This is a genomic window from Xenorhabdus mauleonii, from assembly GCF_900113945.1.
GTDB lineage: Bacteria > Pseudomonadota > Gammaproteobacteria > Enterobacterales > Enterobacteriaceae > Xenorhabdus > Xenorhabdus mauleonii.
This window is the reverse complement of the sequence record NZ_FORG01000009.1, coordinates 155,464-170,753: the sequence shown is the minus strand read 5'-3', so window position 1 is coordinate 170,753 and position 15,290 is coordinate 155,464. Positions and strand designations below refer to the sequence as shown.

Below are 15,290 nucleotides of genomic sequence, written 5' to 3'. Positions count from 1 at the left end.
TCCTTCAGATGGGGCTTTGTTTCACACGCCAGCTTTCCCAGCTCCCGCAAGTAAGCCAGTTCCTGCTGAAAATAGCGTTCAAATTGATCCATCAAACAGCCCTTTATGCTTAAGTCCGATAACCTAAAAATAGAAAAGGATGCTAAACAATTTGATGGCTAAATTAAAATTAATTAATAAATAATATTAATTAATACAGAAAAGTAATATTAGGGAATTTAGTGAAATATTCTGAAATGGTAGGGTTTATGGCGGCAAGGCATGATCATGAGCTGTAATTTTATTAAATGCTTTTAAGAAATAAACATTTTTTCCAATAGTCTGAAAATTTATTACCTCAACAATAAGTTGGTATTAATCACATTTTTTCTTTGTTCTTAGCCAACAATGGCAATGCTGGTTATGACTATCGATCAGCCAAAAAATTTTAGTATTAAACGGCTTTCGTTTAAGCACACACCTGCTATGATCCGGAAACCTCATTCAGAGGAATAAGCGATAAACCCACAGCAAGATAAATAACCAATGACACAACCTCTAGACACTATCCTTGCCCCACATCCGTTTGGAACGGAAATCACGGAGCAGCAACTCATTGAAAGCTTCCGGCAGTGTAAATTGTGGGAAGATCGCTATCGGCAACTTATCGGTCTTGCCAAGAAGCTCCCGTCCTTATCCGATGAACTTAAACAACAAAATATTGAAATGTCCGGCTGCGAAAATCGCGTTTGGTTGGGGCATCAACGATTATCTGGCAGCTTTTTGCATTTCTACGGTGACAGCGAAGGCCGGATAGTAAAAGGATTATTGGCCGTTATCCTGACAGCAGTGGAAGGCAAAACGCCGGAGCAGATTTTGCAAGCTCCTTTAACTGAACTATTCCAGCAACTCGGCCTTGAGCAACAACTCAGCGGATCGAGGCTCAATGGCGTGAAATCCCTGATTAATACCATTCAGGAAATTGCCCGTAACTATATTTAATAGATTCATGGCATTTCAATTCAATAGCGACTGAATTCAATACGTATTCAGTCGCTGTCCTGTGGATATCGTATTACAACGTATTTTCCCACTTAGCCTCCATCCCCTTTTTTCAATGTGTAGGCAACCGTATCAAAATCAGATACCCAGAATTGGTTCATATAACGCCTGCCAATCATCGAATCAAATTCAGCAAACATTCATTGCCTTGCTCTTAATGAAATTAAATGGACTTTGCATTCATAAAAATATACTTTTAATAGTCATTAAATTAATCAATTAAAATTAAACTAATAAATAAATTTTAAAAAAATAAAATTAAATTATTTTCCTTTAAGTTTAACTGGCTGAATAAAACAACAAATATATCACAACAATGATTAATCAATAAACTATAGTTAATTAAATATAATGAAAAATAATAAATTTAGCTTGCAATCTAGAAAATAAAAATATCCATGTTGATTCTTTGACATAATGAAAGTTGTTTACTAGCTTTAAAGTAGAGTTTTATTTGGCTCCCTATAAATACGACCATTTATTCACTCTAAAACAAGCATTTATTTATAAAGTAAAAGTTTTATTGATCGCCATATGTAATATGCATATTGAACTTCATTAAAAAATCAAGGATCTTAATTATGACTAATAAAATCACTAACGACGAACCTACTTATTTTGGCAAATCAGTAGTACAACAACTGGAAACTTATAAATTATTTAGACCCGAAGCGGCAAACAATGTTGAAGTTATATTTTTTGATGCACAGGGAAATAGGCACGAAAATTTTTACCTATCAAAACCTGATGGGGAAATACAAGGTGGAGGGGTCTATATCACTCTATTAATCTCTCTATTGGATAAAAGACCGGTTACAATAAAAACAGATGGATTCGTTGGTTCTCACGGTGAAAGATACATTACTGGTGTTATTGTCACAAATCAAGCATAAGACAATACAGAGTATAATTCTGTAGCAGGAAAAATTCTGTGATTTTAGAATAACCGCAGATATTTAATAAACTTCTTTTCATTTAAATAAATTAAAGGGTTTAAAACATGAGTGACAATTCAAACGATTCTGTAAACTACGAGAATGTAAAAATAAAAAAACTATATACTCATAAATTATTTCAACCTGAAGCAAAAAATAATGTCGAAGTTAGTTTTGAAGATCTAGATGAAAAACCATATTCAAATTTTTATTTAGTGCATCCGGATGGGGAAATAGAAGGTGGCGCTGTATATGCCACATTATTATACGCTATGTTGTATAAGAAACGCATTACAGTAAAAACAGATGGTGTCGTTGGAAAGTACAACGAAAGATACATAAGCGGCGTTGTTATTTCAAATGATTAATTAGTTTATTGACGAGCACAGCAAGAAAGTCTCCACAAGTAAACAATTAATTATAAATTTTTACTATTTTAAAAATAATTTCAATGATAGAAAAATACCAATATGAAACTTGGAATAACTGACATTAAATATTAAATTATGTCTAATCGATTTCTAAAGTTAACTAACAACACTGTAATGTGAAAAACAGCAGGAATAATTTAAATTTTCCTAAAGAAAATAATCTTGAGTCAAAAACTAAAGGATCAACACTATGAGTGAAAATTCATACGTTCCCCAACAAAATGATCATTATGAAAAAAAGAGTATTCAATCTGATGAAGAATATGTTGATTATTATCGAGTAAGAATAATCCAACTAGAAACCCATAAATTATTTGAAGACGCGGCAAAAAATAATGTTGAGGTGATATTTAGAGATAGATATGGCGATGTTCAAAGTGCCTTTTATTTAGCCAACCCTGACGGGCAGATCGAAGGGGAAGCCGTATTTAGAACTCTATTGCTTGCTCTACACCATGATTTAAAAATATCATTAATAACAGATCACCATGTCGGACAATTTGGTGAAAGGTATATTACCGGTGTTATTATTGATACGAAACTTATTTAAAATATCCCTATGGGATTTAAAGATGCCGCATTATGGTTATGCGGCATCTTTAAAAACGACAAAACCTATTCAATAAGTATTGAATAGGCATTTCATTACAATTTATTCCATTACAACGTATTTTCCCGCTCGGCTTTTGCAACCATCTTTTTCAATGCATGGGAAACCGCAACAAAACCAAAGGTTGCCGTAACCATTGTCGCAGCTCCAAAACCAGATGCGCAATCCATCCGTTTTGAACCATCAGCAGTACTCTTTGCAGCGCAAACAGTACCGTCAGATTGCGGGTAAACCAGCTGTTCTGTTGAAAAAACACAATCAATACCTAATTTTCCCTTACCATTTTTCACAACACGGTAATCCGATTTCAGGCGTTCTTTCAGTTTGGCAGCCAAGGGATCTTGTACTGTTTTTGCCAAATCCACGACCTGAATTTGGGTCGGATCAAGCTGCCCGCCCGCTCCACCCGTTGTAACAACGGGGATCTTGTAGCGACGGCAATAAGCCAGCAGTGCCGCTTTTGGCCGTATACTGTCAATGGCATCAATCACATAACTGAATTCAGTGGACATCATGTCTGCCACATTATCCGGGGTGACAAAGTCATCAATGCAAGTCACGCGGCACTCTGGATTAATGGCACGTATCCGTTCAGCAATCACCTCTGTTTTTGGAGAACCGATATTTTGTACCAACGTGTGCAACTGGCGATTGGTGTTGGTGATACAAACATCGTCCATATCAATCAGCGTGATAGCACCAATGCCTGTACGTGCCAGCGCTTCCGCCGCCCATGAGCCCACACCGCCAATCCCCACCACACAAACATGTGAGCGGGCAAATAATGAAAGCGCTTTCTGGCCATATAACCGGGCAGTACCGGCAAAACGCTGAAGATAAGCATCAGAGAGAGAAACTTGCATTGTTAGATAAATCCTGCATAACACCTATTTCTCGTTGAAATAGGTGAATTGATTAGTTGAACTGGAAGAGATCTTACTGGTTTGCCGCCAAAAAACCAGATGAGGGTTTCTTCAATACCCAAACACGGCCATAGTGATTATAAAAACCCGCAGTTTCGCCCGCTTTTTCCCCAACTCCGTGATAAATGTCAAAATGGTGCCCTTTAATTGCGCCGCCGACATCCAATGCCACCATCAGGCGCATCCGGTACTGCCCGGTAAATTTGCCTTTTTCATCCAGTATTGGAACTTCCGCCAGCAAAGCCGTTCCGGGCGGGATCAGTGATTTGTCAGATGCCACTGATGCTTCAGAAACCAAAGGCACAGCACTGGCTCCTCTGACAAAGGTATAAGGTTCTGGTCGAAAGAAGACAAATGAAGGGTTGTGTTCCAGCAATTCTCTGACTTCAGCTTCGCTGTGCTGTTCTCCCCACTGACGAATTGCTTTCATTGACATTTTATCTCTGGGAATTTCTCCCTTGTCAATCAGCACCTTGCCAATACTGCGGTAAGCATGCCCATTTTTTCCGCCATAACCAAAAAAGGTCAATGGAAGGCCATCACCAAAATCAACATAACCACTTCCCTGTACCTCCATCATAAAATTATCCATCAGGGAATTGCTGTACCCGATAATGAATTTCTTATTCAGCGCGCCGCTGTATATAGCTGCGCGATTTGGTAACCGAACACGTGATTTAGTCGGCATTCTGTACAACGGATATTTAAACTCCCCCTGTTTAATATACCGAGCATGCACTACCGGCGTGTAATAACCGGTAAATTTCACGTTACCGTAATTATCTTCCCCTTCCATTTGATAGGCGAGCAAGCCGTATTGATTCAGATAGCGAGTATCCCCACCAGAAAGCATCCAATGAGTGATAGCATCAAATGTTTCTCGGTTAGTGTTATAAAGACGGGGAGACGATTCACTGATGAATTTAACTTGGGCAGCAAAATCCCGGGCATTCACAGGAATGCCTTGAGCATTAGGTATATTAACCAACTGAAGATCTTGGGTGATACGGCCATCTTTATACTGCTGAGCTTGATCTACTGGCCGCTGGCATCCCGCTAATAACGAAATGACAAATCCACATAAAATATATTTGCCCCAAAGTTTCATATTTATGCCTTATCTCCAACCATCGCGATCCGACGACGAACAATATCAAACACAAATAAATAATGAAATGTAGTTAGAAAAAAATAGCTTAGCATTCAATAAGCCCGAACGTGCAAAAACAGAACAACAAGAACATATTTTAATCAGAAAACTAACAAATTCGGTAAATATCAATAAAAAAACTTGCAACGTTGCCGTTCGAGAGTATAGTGTGCCGACATCGGACGCGGGGTGGAGCAGCTTGGTAGCTCGTCGGGCTCATAACCCGAAGGTCGTCGGTTCAAATCCGGCCCCCGCAACCAACATCTTGCGATAGCGCACAGATGCCGATAAAAGTAAAAATCTGCTATTAATGAATGTCATCATTCAGTATTTGCCTGATTTCGATAATCAAAAGATTGATAATCAAAGTTTGCAAATAGACGGACGCGGGGTGGAGCAGCCTGGTAGCTCGTCGGGCTCATAACCCGAAGGTCGTCGGTTCAAATCCGGCCCCCGCAACCAATACTGTATAATGTCATCATTCAATATTTGCCTGATTTTGATGATTAAGAGATTGATAATCAAAAATTGCAAATAGACGGACGCGGGGTGGAGCAGCCTGGTAGCTCGTCGGGCTCATAACCCGAAGGTCGTCGGTTCAAATCCGGCCCCCGCAACCAACTTCCTAATTAAAAACTCCTTGAGTTCTTAGATTACAAAAACATCTTTTCCATACTTTCTCGCATTCCCATTTTATTCCCCATATGCTTAATGATTTACTATAGTAACTCTTCAGCAATAAATAAAATCATAATAAATATTAAAAATATTCAATTTTATACATTTCAAACAAAAAACATCATTTCTATAAAAAAATAAAAAGAAAAATTTTACAAATAACGTTATAAAATCAGCATTAAAAATTTTTTAATACTGAGAATAAATATCATGCCATTTCTACCACCTTTCAGAGAAAGCTTTGCCGTAGGTGATTTAATATATGGTTTACATGAATATAGATTAAAATATCTTAATAACAATCCTAAATTTATAATTGCTAAAACGCATTATGATAACAACCGATATCCACCAGTGTTCATTGATCAATTTTTAACCCTCATTGATCTAGAACATATATTGATTATTCATCTATATATGAATAATGAATTAGAAGATAATGATTGTCCAAATACTGATGAAAATAAAGAATTAATTAATATATATAATGAAAATATGAGGCAATATATATACACAAAAACCGAAGTACGAAGAATATAAAGATAAATACTTCAACTACTTGGGTAAACATAATGAATACTATACTGTGCTCGAAAAAAGAGGAAAATCATCAAATAAAGAGCCACTAGCTGATTTAGATCTAACTTTAGGCAGAAAATGTAAGGCAGGGATATCATGGGTAACCATGAAAAAAACTAAAGATAGATTAATCAACCGCATACATATACATTTCCTTCTTGACGGTATAAACCAAGCACAAGTGATAGATAAGCAAGGTAAATATATAACTGGAAAAGAATTAAGGTGGCTCTACAGACACAGACACCATCCTTTAGTCGCTAAGAAGGTGCAATTCTGGATGGATAATAAACCCACTTTACCGCCATGGACGGGGTTTGGTTCAAGTGACTGGAGTAGATATATGTATCATGATTATTCTAAATTTTTTTCTGAATTATTTAATATCCCATAATGTTCTCTGTTTCTTTTTATTATTTAACTATATCCAATGGATTTCAAGATGCAGCCAACAAAGCTGCAACTTGAACGACGACGAGTATATCATTTTTAAATGCGATTTAGGGGGTATATTTCACCGCCGAGCTAATTCAGCTCCATTTTTAAAATAGGTTTTGATGCCTGAAAAAATAGATTCTGCTATTTGTTGCTGGAATTTCGCAGTACGTAATTTTTTCTCTTCCTCCAGGTTACTGATAAATGCGGTTTCAACCAGAATGGAAGGAATATCCGGCGCTTTCAATACCGCAAAACCCGCCTGATCAACTTTATTTTTATGCAACTTATTGATATTACCCATCCGTTTGAGTACTTCATCACCAAATTTCAGGCTATCGTTAATGGTTGCGGTTTGCACCAAGTCCAGCATAGTGTGGTCTAAATATTTATCACCACTTTTACTGACACCACCAATCAAATCAGCTTCGTTCTGAGTTTGAGCCAAATAACGGGCGGTATTGCTGGTCGCTCCCTTCGTCGAAAGAGCAAATACGGATGACCCCTTCGCCGCTCGATTCGTAAAGGCATCAGCGTGAATAGAAACAAAGAGATCTGCCCGCATCTTACGTGCTTTTGCCACTCTGACTTTTAAAGGAATAAATACATCCTCATTACGCGTCATGTAAACTTTCATACCCGGTTCACGTTTAATCAGCGCTTGTAACCGGCGGGCAATTTGCAATACGACATCTTTTTCACGGGTTTTGTTTTTCCCAATCGCACCAGGATCTTCACCGCCGTGGCCAGGATCGAGCATAATCACTACTGGCCGATCTTTTCCTGCCTTACCTGGTTTACGCGTCTCCACAGGCATGTGTTTTTCTAAATTCCCGCTGTTATATTCTTCAAGCAGGGCCTGTAGCGGGTCATCATCTATATTTACCGCTTTTTTAGGGTAGAGATCCAACACTAGGCGGTGTCTGAATTTAGCAATAGGCGGCAGTGTAAAAATATGCGGGGCAATGGGTTGCTTAATCTCAAACACCAAACGCACTGTTTGGGGATTAAATTGTCCGGCCCGAACGAGTTTCAGGTAAGGATCACGTTTCTGAACTTGTGTGCCCAAGCTGTTCAAAACGCTATTAAGCTGGATCCCCTGCAAATCAATAACAATGCGGTTAGGGTTAGAAAGTAAGAATTGGCGATACTTAAGTGGAATATTCGATTCCAGCGTCACTCGGGTATAGCTCGATGCTGGCCAAATACGAACAGCAATCACTTTTGAGTTTGCTGCATTCCCTACCGGGCTGATACTCAATAACCACACAGCTGCTGCACCTTTCAGCAGGCGACGGCGTGAAAAATTATAGTCTGAGTGACTCATCGTTTATTCCAATTAAAAACAAATGTACACAGTGATTTTTGCCAAAAACAATATTTAGGCAGAAACTCTAATTAATTAGAGTATCTCTGTCATCAAAAAAAGTATTTTATGCTTACTTCATTTATCTATTTCAATATAAATAATAACGTCATTTTTATCTATGTTGCTCTTGCCATTTCATTCCAAATGGAATAAAAATACAAAAATAATGAATATAAATTCACTCAAAGAGGGCTCCATGAAAGAGTGCGGTACCGAATTAGTTGAAATCGTCCGGCAATCCGTTCCCTATATTAATGCACATCGGGGGAAAACTTTTGTCATTATGTTGGGAGGAGAAGCCATCGCCCATGAGAATTTTCCCAACATTGTCAATGACGTCGGATTGTTGCATAACCTAGGCATTCGCTTGATTGTCGTGTATGGTGCCCGCCCACAAATTGAACAAAACATTGCCAGACATAATTGCCGCTCGGTTTATCATAAACACATCAGAGTAACGGATGCCAAGACACTGGATTTGGTGAAACAAGCAGCAGGGCTGTTGCAACTGGATATAACGGCGCGACTTTCCATGAGCCTGAACAATACTCCGTTACAAGGTGCCCATATCAATGTTGTCAGCGGTAACTTTATTATCGCCCAGCCTTTAGGGATCGATGATGGCGTTGATTATTATCACAGTGGCAAGATCCGCCGTATTGATGAAGAAGCCATCAACCAACAACTGGACAATAACGCTATTGTGTTAATTGGGCCGGTTGCCGTTTCCGTGACAGGAGAGAGTTTCAATCTCACATCCGAAGAAATTGCCACACAGTTGGCAATCAAATTAAGAGCAGAAAAATTAATCGGTTTTTGCTCATCACAAGGGGTACTTGATGCCGAAGGCAATACCTTATCAGAAATGTTTCCGCATGAAGGAGAGGCCAGACTGCATGAACTGGAAAGTGCCGGGGATCATTATTCAGGAACATCACGTTTTTTGCGGGGAGCCATTACCGCCTGCCGCCGTGGAGTTCGCCGCAGCCATTTGATCAGCTATCAAGAAAATGGCTCGCTGGTTCAGGAGCTATTCTCACGGGAAGGCATCGGAACCCAAATCGTTATGGAGCGTTCCGAACAAATCCGTCGTGCAAATATCAATGATATCGGCGGTATTCTTGAACTTATCCGACCGCTGGAACAACAAGGAATTCTTGTACGCCGTTCACGGGAACAATTAGAGATGGAAGTGGATAAATTCACGCTGATAGAACACGATAATCTCACCATTGCCTGCGCCGCACTGTATTCTTATCCTGAAGAAAAGATAGGGGAAATGGCCTGTGTTGCCGTGCATCCCGATTACCGGAACTCTTCCCGTGGTGAAGTGCTGCTCAATGCCATCTCCGCCCAAGCCAGACAAATAGGTTTGGAAAAGCTATTTGTACTGACGACACGCAGCCTTCATTGGTTTCAGGAACGGGGGTTTGAACCCGCAGAAATCGAGATGCTGCCCGTGGAAAAACAGGCACTGTATAACTACCAGCGCCGTTCCAAGATATTGATGCTGAATTTATAGAGCCATCAGCCTAGGTCGCGCGGGCCAAGCCACTCCGCTAACCCGCTTCGCCGTTGTGTGACAGTCGCCACCGCCTTGTCCAAGACAGGTTTATGGGCATAAATGGTCAATTTCTCCCGCGCCCGGGTCAATGCGGTATACACCAGTTCCCGACTGACTATCGGCGAGTATTGAGTCGGCAAGACCAAGGCAGTATGTTCAAATTCTGAACCCTGAGATTTATGTACCGTCATGACATAAGCCGTTTCATGCTGGGGCAATCGGCTCGGCTGAAAACCTTTAATCTGGCCATCTGATAACTGAAAATAGGCTTTCAGTTCATTATCCCGATTTTTGAGCATGATCCCGATATCACCGTTAAACAACCCAAGGGTGCTGTCATTACGCAATATCATGATCGGCCGCCCGACATAACCACGGTTTTCCGCATTCTTAGACAGCGCAATAATGCCTTTCCTGTGCAGCAATTGCTCCACTCGCTGATTCAATCCGGCAACACCAAATGGCCCTTCCCTTAATGCACACAGTAACCGAAAGCGATTAAATTCTGCCAGAATGGCTTTCTCTGCCCCTCGTTCATTCACCATCGCCAAATATTGATAATAACCGGCTGCGGTTTCAGTCAATAAACGCTGGTAATCCTCATCCTGGGAAAGTGGATTGAAATAAACATCTGGGAGGGCGTCATTCAACACATTGGATACTGCCTTGCGATCCCCCTGATTCACGGCCGATGCCAATTGTCCGATACCGGAAGCCGAATTGAAACGATAGCTTTTGCGCAGCAAGCAGAGACAGTCCCGCACGGCAGGAGCATTATTTTCTAAATCCGGCACGGAATAAGGCATCAATGAACATCCGGTCAATCGCCCTAACTGCTCTGCACGTTGTGCACTGTATCCCTGTTCAGCAAAACGGCAAATGTCTCCCAATACTGCCCCTGCCTCAACTGACGCCAACTGATCTTTATCCCCCAGAAAAATCACCTTCGCCATCGGAGGCAACGCGTTTATCAGATGGGCCATCATCGGTAAATCCACCATTGAGGCTTCATCTATGATCAAAATATCAAGGGAGAGGGGATTATCGCGCCCATAACGCAGTTTCTGACTGTCAGGCTGTGCTCCCAATAAACGGTGAAGCGTTTGTGCCTGTTCTGGGATACTGCGCCATTGCTCTGGTGCCAACGCGAGTTTTTTGACAGCCTCCCTTAACGATTCCGTCAACCTCGCCGCCGCTTTACCTGTTGGCGCAGCTAATTGGATCCTCAGTTGCTGACCTTCATACAACTTGATCAAGGCTACCAACAGTTTAGCCACGGTTGTTGTCTTGCCGGTTCCCGGCCCACCGGAAATGACAGAGATCCGGCTTGTAGCAGCAACGGCTGCTGCCACTTTTTGCCAATCGATCTCTCCCGGAACAGTTGCACCAAAAAGTTCATCCAGGATGCTGCGTAGCTGTATTTCATCAAACGTGTCGGTCAATTCAACCTTAGAAAAAAAATCTGCCACACGACGTTCACTTTGCCACATACGTTGCAAATACAATCGGTTATCCAAGATACTTGGATGAGAAAGGATAATAGGTGTAGGAAAATCCCCCTGACTGACCGCCGGGCATGCCTGCAAAGCAGCAATAATTTGCTCCTGGCTCGGTTCCCCAGCCAAAGACCAAAGTGAATTAGCTAACTCCGGATGCCTGCCTTCAAACAGGTATTCAGGCGAGATCCGCTCCAGAGGCAAGCAAACATGCCCTGCCCCCGATTCAGCGCTCAATAGGGCTGCAATAAGCAATAACAGCGGGTTTTCATCTTTAATCATCACATAAGCAAACTGCACATCCAGAGGACGCAATAGCTTCTGGCTGACAGCCTGCTGCAATAGTGACATCATAGAGTTCATGCGCTTTGTTCCTCACCCTCAGCACTGAAAAGCGCATCCAGTTCATCAATAAATTCAAACGGTGGCAGATAATAGTAAACACCATGACCAGGATTATCTTTATCAATACCCCGTAAAAATAAATAGATAACACCGCCAAAATACTGCTTGTAATCATAATTGGCTAACCGGTGACGCAAATAGCGATGCAGGGCCAAGGTATAAAGCTGATATTGTAAATCATAGCGATGCTCTATCATGGATGCCGCCATTGCTTCCTGCGTATAAGACTGGCTATCTTCCCCCAACCAGTTAGATTTGTAATCCACCACGTAAAACTTATCCTGCCAGCAAAAAACTAAATCAATAAAGCCTTTCAGCATTCCCTTGACCTGATGGAAAGCTAACGGGGTACATTGTGCAGACAGCGGATCATAACGCCGGGTCAATGCATCCATTGCGTCTGAATGCAATAATTTATCCACTGGCAAATAAAACTGCATTTCACTTTGTTGATGATGATAAGGTACATCAACAAGCCTCAACCCTTCGCCATTCAGATCTGCTTGCAATAGATTATCTATCCACTCTTCCAATACAGCAGCCCATTTTTCATCAAATCCTGATGCCGTCAGTTTTTCTTCCAGCGAGGCTTGATCGGGCAGGTTGTCAGGGTTCAGATCTTCCAGAATAGAGTGCAGGAATGTACCTGCTGTAGCGCCCCGCGGGAAAGTATGTGGCGTCATTTGCGGCAAAGATCCTTCCTGTTTTTCACCACGGGCATCAATATCCAGTTTTGGGGAAATAGATTGGACAATCACATCCACGGATTCTCCCAATGCATTGGCGCGATTATTAAAAATCGTGGAAGACATGGCACGGGAGGCGGAATGCTGTAATCCTGAATAACTCGTTACCCGCCAATCATCTCGGATGGAACGCTGAAATCTTTTGGCGACCAGTGATGCCCGATTTTCATTTTGCGCACTCCATGATGCATCACCGATATTCTCGATCTGTGTGATTTCGATTCCATCACCATCAAGTTCATTCAGGCTATTTCTCAATAGCTCGGCATTTCCCTGCTCTCCTTTTTGCAACAAATATCCCAAGGCAGACAGATGTAAATCAGTATCCCCTTCTTTACTTTTATTCCCCTTGATAAGCGGTGCAACGCCAACACTACAGTGATAAACCGCTCGTGTTAATGCAACATACAGCAAACGCAAATCTTCCGCCAAACGCTCTTCATCAGCCAGCTCCAGAGCTTCTTTCAGTTTTTCATTATCGTGGGAAATGCTCAGGTGTGCCTCGAAGTTATGGCGATCATGATAAATCGCCTGCTTTTGCTTCTTGTAACCGCAGATGAAAGGCAAACACACCAATGGGTACTCCAGCCCCTTTGATTTATGAATCGTGCAGATCTGCACCAGATGCCTATCACTCTCCAAACGCATCAACTGGCTTTCTGATTGGGGATTAGGCCGGGAAATTTGTTGTGCCAACCAACGGGCAACCGCATGTTCGCTGTCTAGTTGCTGCGATGCTTCCTGCAATAACTCTCCAATATGCATAATATCAGTCAAGCGGCGTTCACCATCATCACCTGCCAGCAGGTTTTCGGCTATCTGGTATTTAACCATCACGCTCCGCAACATTGGCAATACACCGCGAGAGCGCCATATACGGGCGTAGCCATCAAATTCATCAACCAGACGATCCCATGCGGCTTCATCATTATTTAGTTGATCAATTTGCTGTGCGCTCATGCCAAATAAACTACTGGCCAGTGCACTTCTCAGCTCTCGCGCTTTTTCTGGCGCCAATACCGCCTGCAATAACCAAAGCAAATCCTTGGCTTCTGACGTATCAAACACACTTTCCCGATTAGAAAGAAATACCGATGGTATTTTTAATGCATTCAGTTCATTACGAATCAATGAGGCTTCCCTGCGATCACGAACCAACACTGTAATGTCTGCCGCTACAACCGGACGACCTTTCTCCCCCCGATGCAACAGTGCCTTGCCTTCTTGCCCTGCCTGCAACCAATCCCGAATTTGAGCAGCACACAGCCGTGCCATGTTCTGTTCATATCCCCCTTTAGAAATTCCCTCACCGGGTTGTAGCCAAAATCGCAATGCAGATTGTTCTTCATTATGTAAAGCAAATTTCAGCCCATGATTATTTTCCGCTGCATTCACGTTGATAAACGGGATCTGTGCAAACAAGAATGGCCGCTCTGTGCGGGAAAACAGCTTATTGACAGCGTGTACCATCGGTGCGGAAGAGCGCCAATTAGTCTCTAAGGTATAATGAGCACTAACGTTAGAACGAGCACGAATATAAGTAAAAATATCCGCACCGCGGAAGGCGTAAATAGCCTGTTTGGGATCCCCGATAAACAACAAACCATTTGCCGATTTCTGCTCTTCCGATAATTGATCTTCAGGTAATAACGCCAATGAGCCAAATTCGGGCTGGAAACGGTATATAGCCTGAAAAATACGATATTGTTGAGGGTCAGTATCTTGAAACTCATCGATCATCGCGACGGGATAACGTTGCCGGATGGCTGCCGCAAGTTGTGCGCCTCCTACATGCTTCAAGGCGCTGTCCAGACGGGTTAACAAGTCATCAAACCCCATGTAACCCCGCATCAGTTTCTCTTGATGCACGGATTGACGAACTTCAATAATCGCTTTAGAGATAATGATATCTTTCAGCGTCAGTGGGTATTGATATAACTCATCAATAGATTCAAACAAGGAGTGCTGTGGTGCGCTGCCCTTTTTGGTTTTTTCCACCAGACGTGATTGGCAAAACTTATCCAGCTCCTTGGGAAGCTGATAATCTTCAGTCGGTAATTTAGCCCATTCAGATACTTTGCTTATCCAATTTGGCAGGTTCTTTTTCGTATAGCTGCGCTTATCAACATCAGAATTTGCGATCAAATCATGTAAGTCGGATGCGACTTCGTTCCATTGCTGCTTAATTGCCTCAATATGCTCGGTGATCTTCTGATGCCGGCTAAACACAGTTTCATCGCTATCAGGTGCATTGGCGATATACGGCATATCGCCGTACAAATAGTCAGAAATATCTTTCAGCAGCGCTTCCGGCCCGCTCCATAACTTACTTATTTCCCCGGCTATCGGAAGCGGCAGGGGATAACAGTGACGTCGCCAAAAATCAGCACAACCTTGTTTACGTAATTGCCCCTCATCCTGAATCAGTGTTTGCTCAAATAACACTCCGGATTCAAACGCATTGTGTACCAGCATGCGCTGGCAAAAACCGTGAATGGTATAAATAGCAGCTTCATCCATTTGCCGCTCTGCGATCAATAGCCAATTGGCGGCACTCTCCCTATCCGGGATTTCATCCAGTAATTGCTGGTAAGAGGGGTCTATAACAACATTTTCTTCCCGTATACAAGCCAACCTAAGCTGATGGATGTTTTCACGGATACGGCCACGCAATTCATCCGTTGCCGCTTTTGTAAAAGTAACAACCAGAATTTCTTCAACATTCAAAGGGCGGGAAAAAGCGGCAGAGCCGCCTAATCCCAATAACAGGCGGAGATAAAGCAAACCTATTGTGTAGGTTTTTCCCGTACCTGCCGACGCTTCAATAAGCCGCTGACCATACAGCGGCAAAGTTAACGCATTAAGTTTATGAGACGGTAGCTTATGGGGCTGCAATGGATTATCTGGCATGTGACGGCCCCATATTTC

General features: G+C 42.0%; 12 protein-coding genes and 3 tRNA genes. 10 read left to right on the top strand and 5 right to left on the bottom strand.

The window, feature by feature from the left end:
* The first annotated feature begins 525 nt into the window (after positions 1 to 525).
* The 4 genes from csdE (at position 526) to BM100_RS11045 (ending at position 2,957) form a co-directional block, all read left to right on the top strand.
* Positions 526 to 981: a cysteine desulfurase sulfur acceptor subunit CsdE gene (csdE, locus tag BM100_RS11060; RefSeq protein ID WP_092510865.1), complete on the top strand. Its 456-nt coding sequence runs from the start codon at positions 526 to 528 to the stop codon at positions 979 to 981.
* A 641-nt stretch (positions 982 to 1,622) separates the two neighbouring features.
* Positions 1,623 to 1,934 carry a hypothetical protein gene (locus BM100_RS11055; protein WP_092510863.1) on the top strand — a complete coding sequence of 104 codons (312 nt, stop codon included), beginning with the start codon at positions 1,623 to 1,625 and terminating at the stop codon, positions 1,932 to 1,934.
* Positions 1,935 to 2,041: 107 nt separating this feature from the next.
* Positions 2,042 to 2,344, top strand: coding sequence for a hypothetical protein (locus BM100_RS11050; protein ID WP_092510861.1), 303 nt, complete (start codon positions 2,042 to 2,044; stop codon positions 2,342 to 2,344).
* Between the two features lie 253 nt (positions 2,345 to 2,597).
* Positions 2,598 to 2,957 carry a hypothetical protein gene (locus BM100_RS11045; protein WP_092510859.1) on the top strand — a complete coding sequence of 120 codons (360 nt, stop codon included), beginning with the start codon at positions 2,598 to 2,600 and terminating at the stop codon, positions 2,955 to 2,957.
* A 110-nt stretch (positions 2,958 to 3,067) separates the two neighbouring features.
* On the opposite strand, the gene tcdA is transcribed toward BM100_RS11045, so the two are convergent.
* Both tcdA and mltA read right to left on the bottom strand, forming a co-directional pair.
* Positions 3,068 to 3,880: a tRNA cyclic N6-threonylcarbamoyladenosine(37) synthase TcdA gene (gene tcdA, locus BM100_RS11040; RefSeq protein WP_092510857.1), complete on the bottom strand. Its 813-nt coding sequence runs from the start codon at positions 3,878 to 3,880 to the stop codon at positions 3,068 to 3,070.
* A 73-nt stretch (positions 3,881 to 3,953) separates the two neighbouring features.
* Entirely contained in the window at positions 3,954 to 5,048 is a 1,095-nt protein-coding gene (gene mltA, locus BM100_RS11035; RefSeq protein WP_092510855.1) for a murein transglycosylase A, read from the bottom strand.
* 225 nt (positions 5,049 to 5,273) lie between these two features.
* Between mltA and BM100_RS11030 the strand changes: the two genes are divergently transcribed.
* The 5 genes from BM100_RS11030 to BM100_RS11010 all read left to right on the top strand — a co-directional run bounded on the left by BM100_RS11030 (position 5,274) and on the right by BM100_RS11010 (position 6,741).
* A tRNA-Met gene (locus BM100_RS11030) sits at positions 5,274 to 5,350 on the top strand.
* A 125-nt stretch (positions 5,351 to 5,475) separates the two neighbouring features.
* Positions 5,476 to 5,552, top strand: a tRNA-Met gene (locus BM100_RS11025).
* A gap of 81 nt (positions 5,553 to 5,633) precedes the next feature.
* Positions 5,634 to 5,710, top strand: a tRNA-Met gene (locus BM100_RS11020).
* Between the two features lie 268 nt (positions 5,711 to 5,978).
* Positions 5,979 to 6,308: a hypothetical protein gene (locus tag BM100_RS11015; RefSeq protein WP_092510853.1), complete on the top strand. Its 330-nt coding sequence runs from the start codon at positions 5,979 to 5,981 to the stop codon at positions 6,306 to 6,308.
* 46 nt (positions 6,309 to 6,354) lie between these two features.
* On the top strand, positions 6,355 to 6,741 hold the full coding sequence (locus BM100_RS11010; RefSeq protein ID WP_092510851.1) for a hypothetical protein: 387 nt from the start codon (positions 6,355 to 6,357) through the stop codon (positions 6,739 to 6,741).
* Positions 6,742 to 6,861: 120 nt separating this feature from the next.
* Here the strand turns inward: BM100_RS11010 and amiC are convergent, their stop codons facing one another.
* Positions 6,862 to 8,109 carry an N-acetylmuramoyl-L-alanine amidase AmiC gene (gene amiC, locus BM100_RS11005; RefSeq protein WP_092510849.1) on the bottom strand — a complete coding sequence of 416 codons (1,248 nt, stop codon included), beginning with the start codon at positions 8,107 to 8,109 and terminating at the stop codon, positions 6,862 to 6,864.
* A 238-nt stretch (positions 8,110 to 8,347) separates the two neighbouring features.
* On the opposite strand from amiC, the gene argA reads away from it, so the two are divergent.
* Positions 8,348 to 9,673, top strand: coding sequence for an amino-acid N-acetyltransferase (argA, locus tag BM100_RS11000; RefSeq protein ID WP_092510847.1), 1,326 nt, complete (start codon positions 8,348 to 8,350; stop codon positions 9,671 to 9,673).
* Positions 9,674 to 9,678: 5 nt separating this feature from the next.
* Here argA and recD read toward each other — a convergent pair whose 3' ends face one another.
* Both recD and recB read right to left on the bottom strand, forming a co-directional pair.
* Positions 9,679 to 11,565, bottom strand: coding sequence for an exodeoxyribonuclease V subunit alpha (recD, locus tag BM100_RS10995; protein WP_175494942.1), 1,887 nt, complete (start codon positions 11,563 to 11,565; stop codon positions 9,679 to 9,681).
* 5 nt (positions 11,566 to 11,570) lie between these two features.
* Complete coding sequence (gene recB / locus BM100_RS10990; RefSeq protein WP_092510893.1) at positions 11,571 to 15,272, bottom strand: exodeoxyribonuclease V subunit beta; 3,702 nt, start codon at positions 15,270 to 15,272, stop codon at positions 11,571 to 11,573.
* Positions 15,273 to 15,290 lie beyond the last annotated feature (18 nt).

Excerpts from the sequence above, each read along its gene's own strand:
- BM100_RS11055 (WP_092510863.1), top strand. The coding sequence starts at position 1,623 with ATGACTAATAAAATCACTAACGACGAACCTACTTATTTTGGCAAATCA.
- tcdA (WP_092510857.1), bottom strand. The coding sequence starts at position 3,880 with ATGCAAGTTTCTCTCTCTGATGCTTATCTTCAGCGTTTTGCCGGTACT.
- recB (WP_092510893.1), bottom strand. The coding sequence starts at position 15,272 with ATGCCAGATAATCCATTGCAGCCCCATAAGCTACCGTCTCATAAACTT.
- argA (WP_092510847.1), top strand. The coding sequence starts at position 8,348 with ATGAAAGAGTGCGGTACCGAATTAGTTGAAATCGTCCGGCAATCCGTT.
- mltA (WP_092510855.1), bottom strand. The coding sequence starts at position 5,048 with ATGAAACTTTGGGGCAAATATATTTTATGTGGATTTGTCATTTCGTTA.
- recD (WP_175494942.1), bottom strand. The coding sequence starts at position 11,565 with ATGATGTCACTATTGCAGCAGGCTGTCAGCCAGAAGCTATTGCGTCCT.
- amiC (WP_092510849.1), bottom strand. The coding sequence starts at position 8,109 with ATGAGTCACTCAGACTATAATTTTTCACGCCGTCGCCTGCTGAAAGGT.
- BM100_RS11045 (WP_092510859.1), top strand. The coding sequence starts at position 2,598 with ATGAGTGAAAATTCATACGTTCCCCAACAAAATGATCATTATGAAAAA.
- BM100_RS11015 (WP_092510853.1), top strand. The coding sequence starts at position 5,979 with ATGCCATTTCTACCACCTTTCAGAGAAAGCTTTGCCGTAGGTGATTTA.
- csdE (WP_092510865.1), top strand. The coding sequence starts at position 526 with ATGACACAACCTCTAGACACTATCCTTGCCCCACATCCGTTTGGAACG.
- BM100_RS11050 (WP_092510861.1), top strand. The coding sequence starts at position 2,042 with ATGAGTGACAATTCAAACGATTCTGTAAACTACGAGAATGTAAAAATA.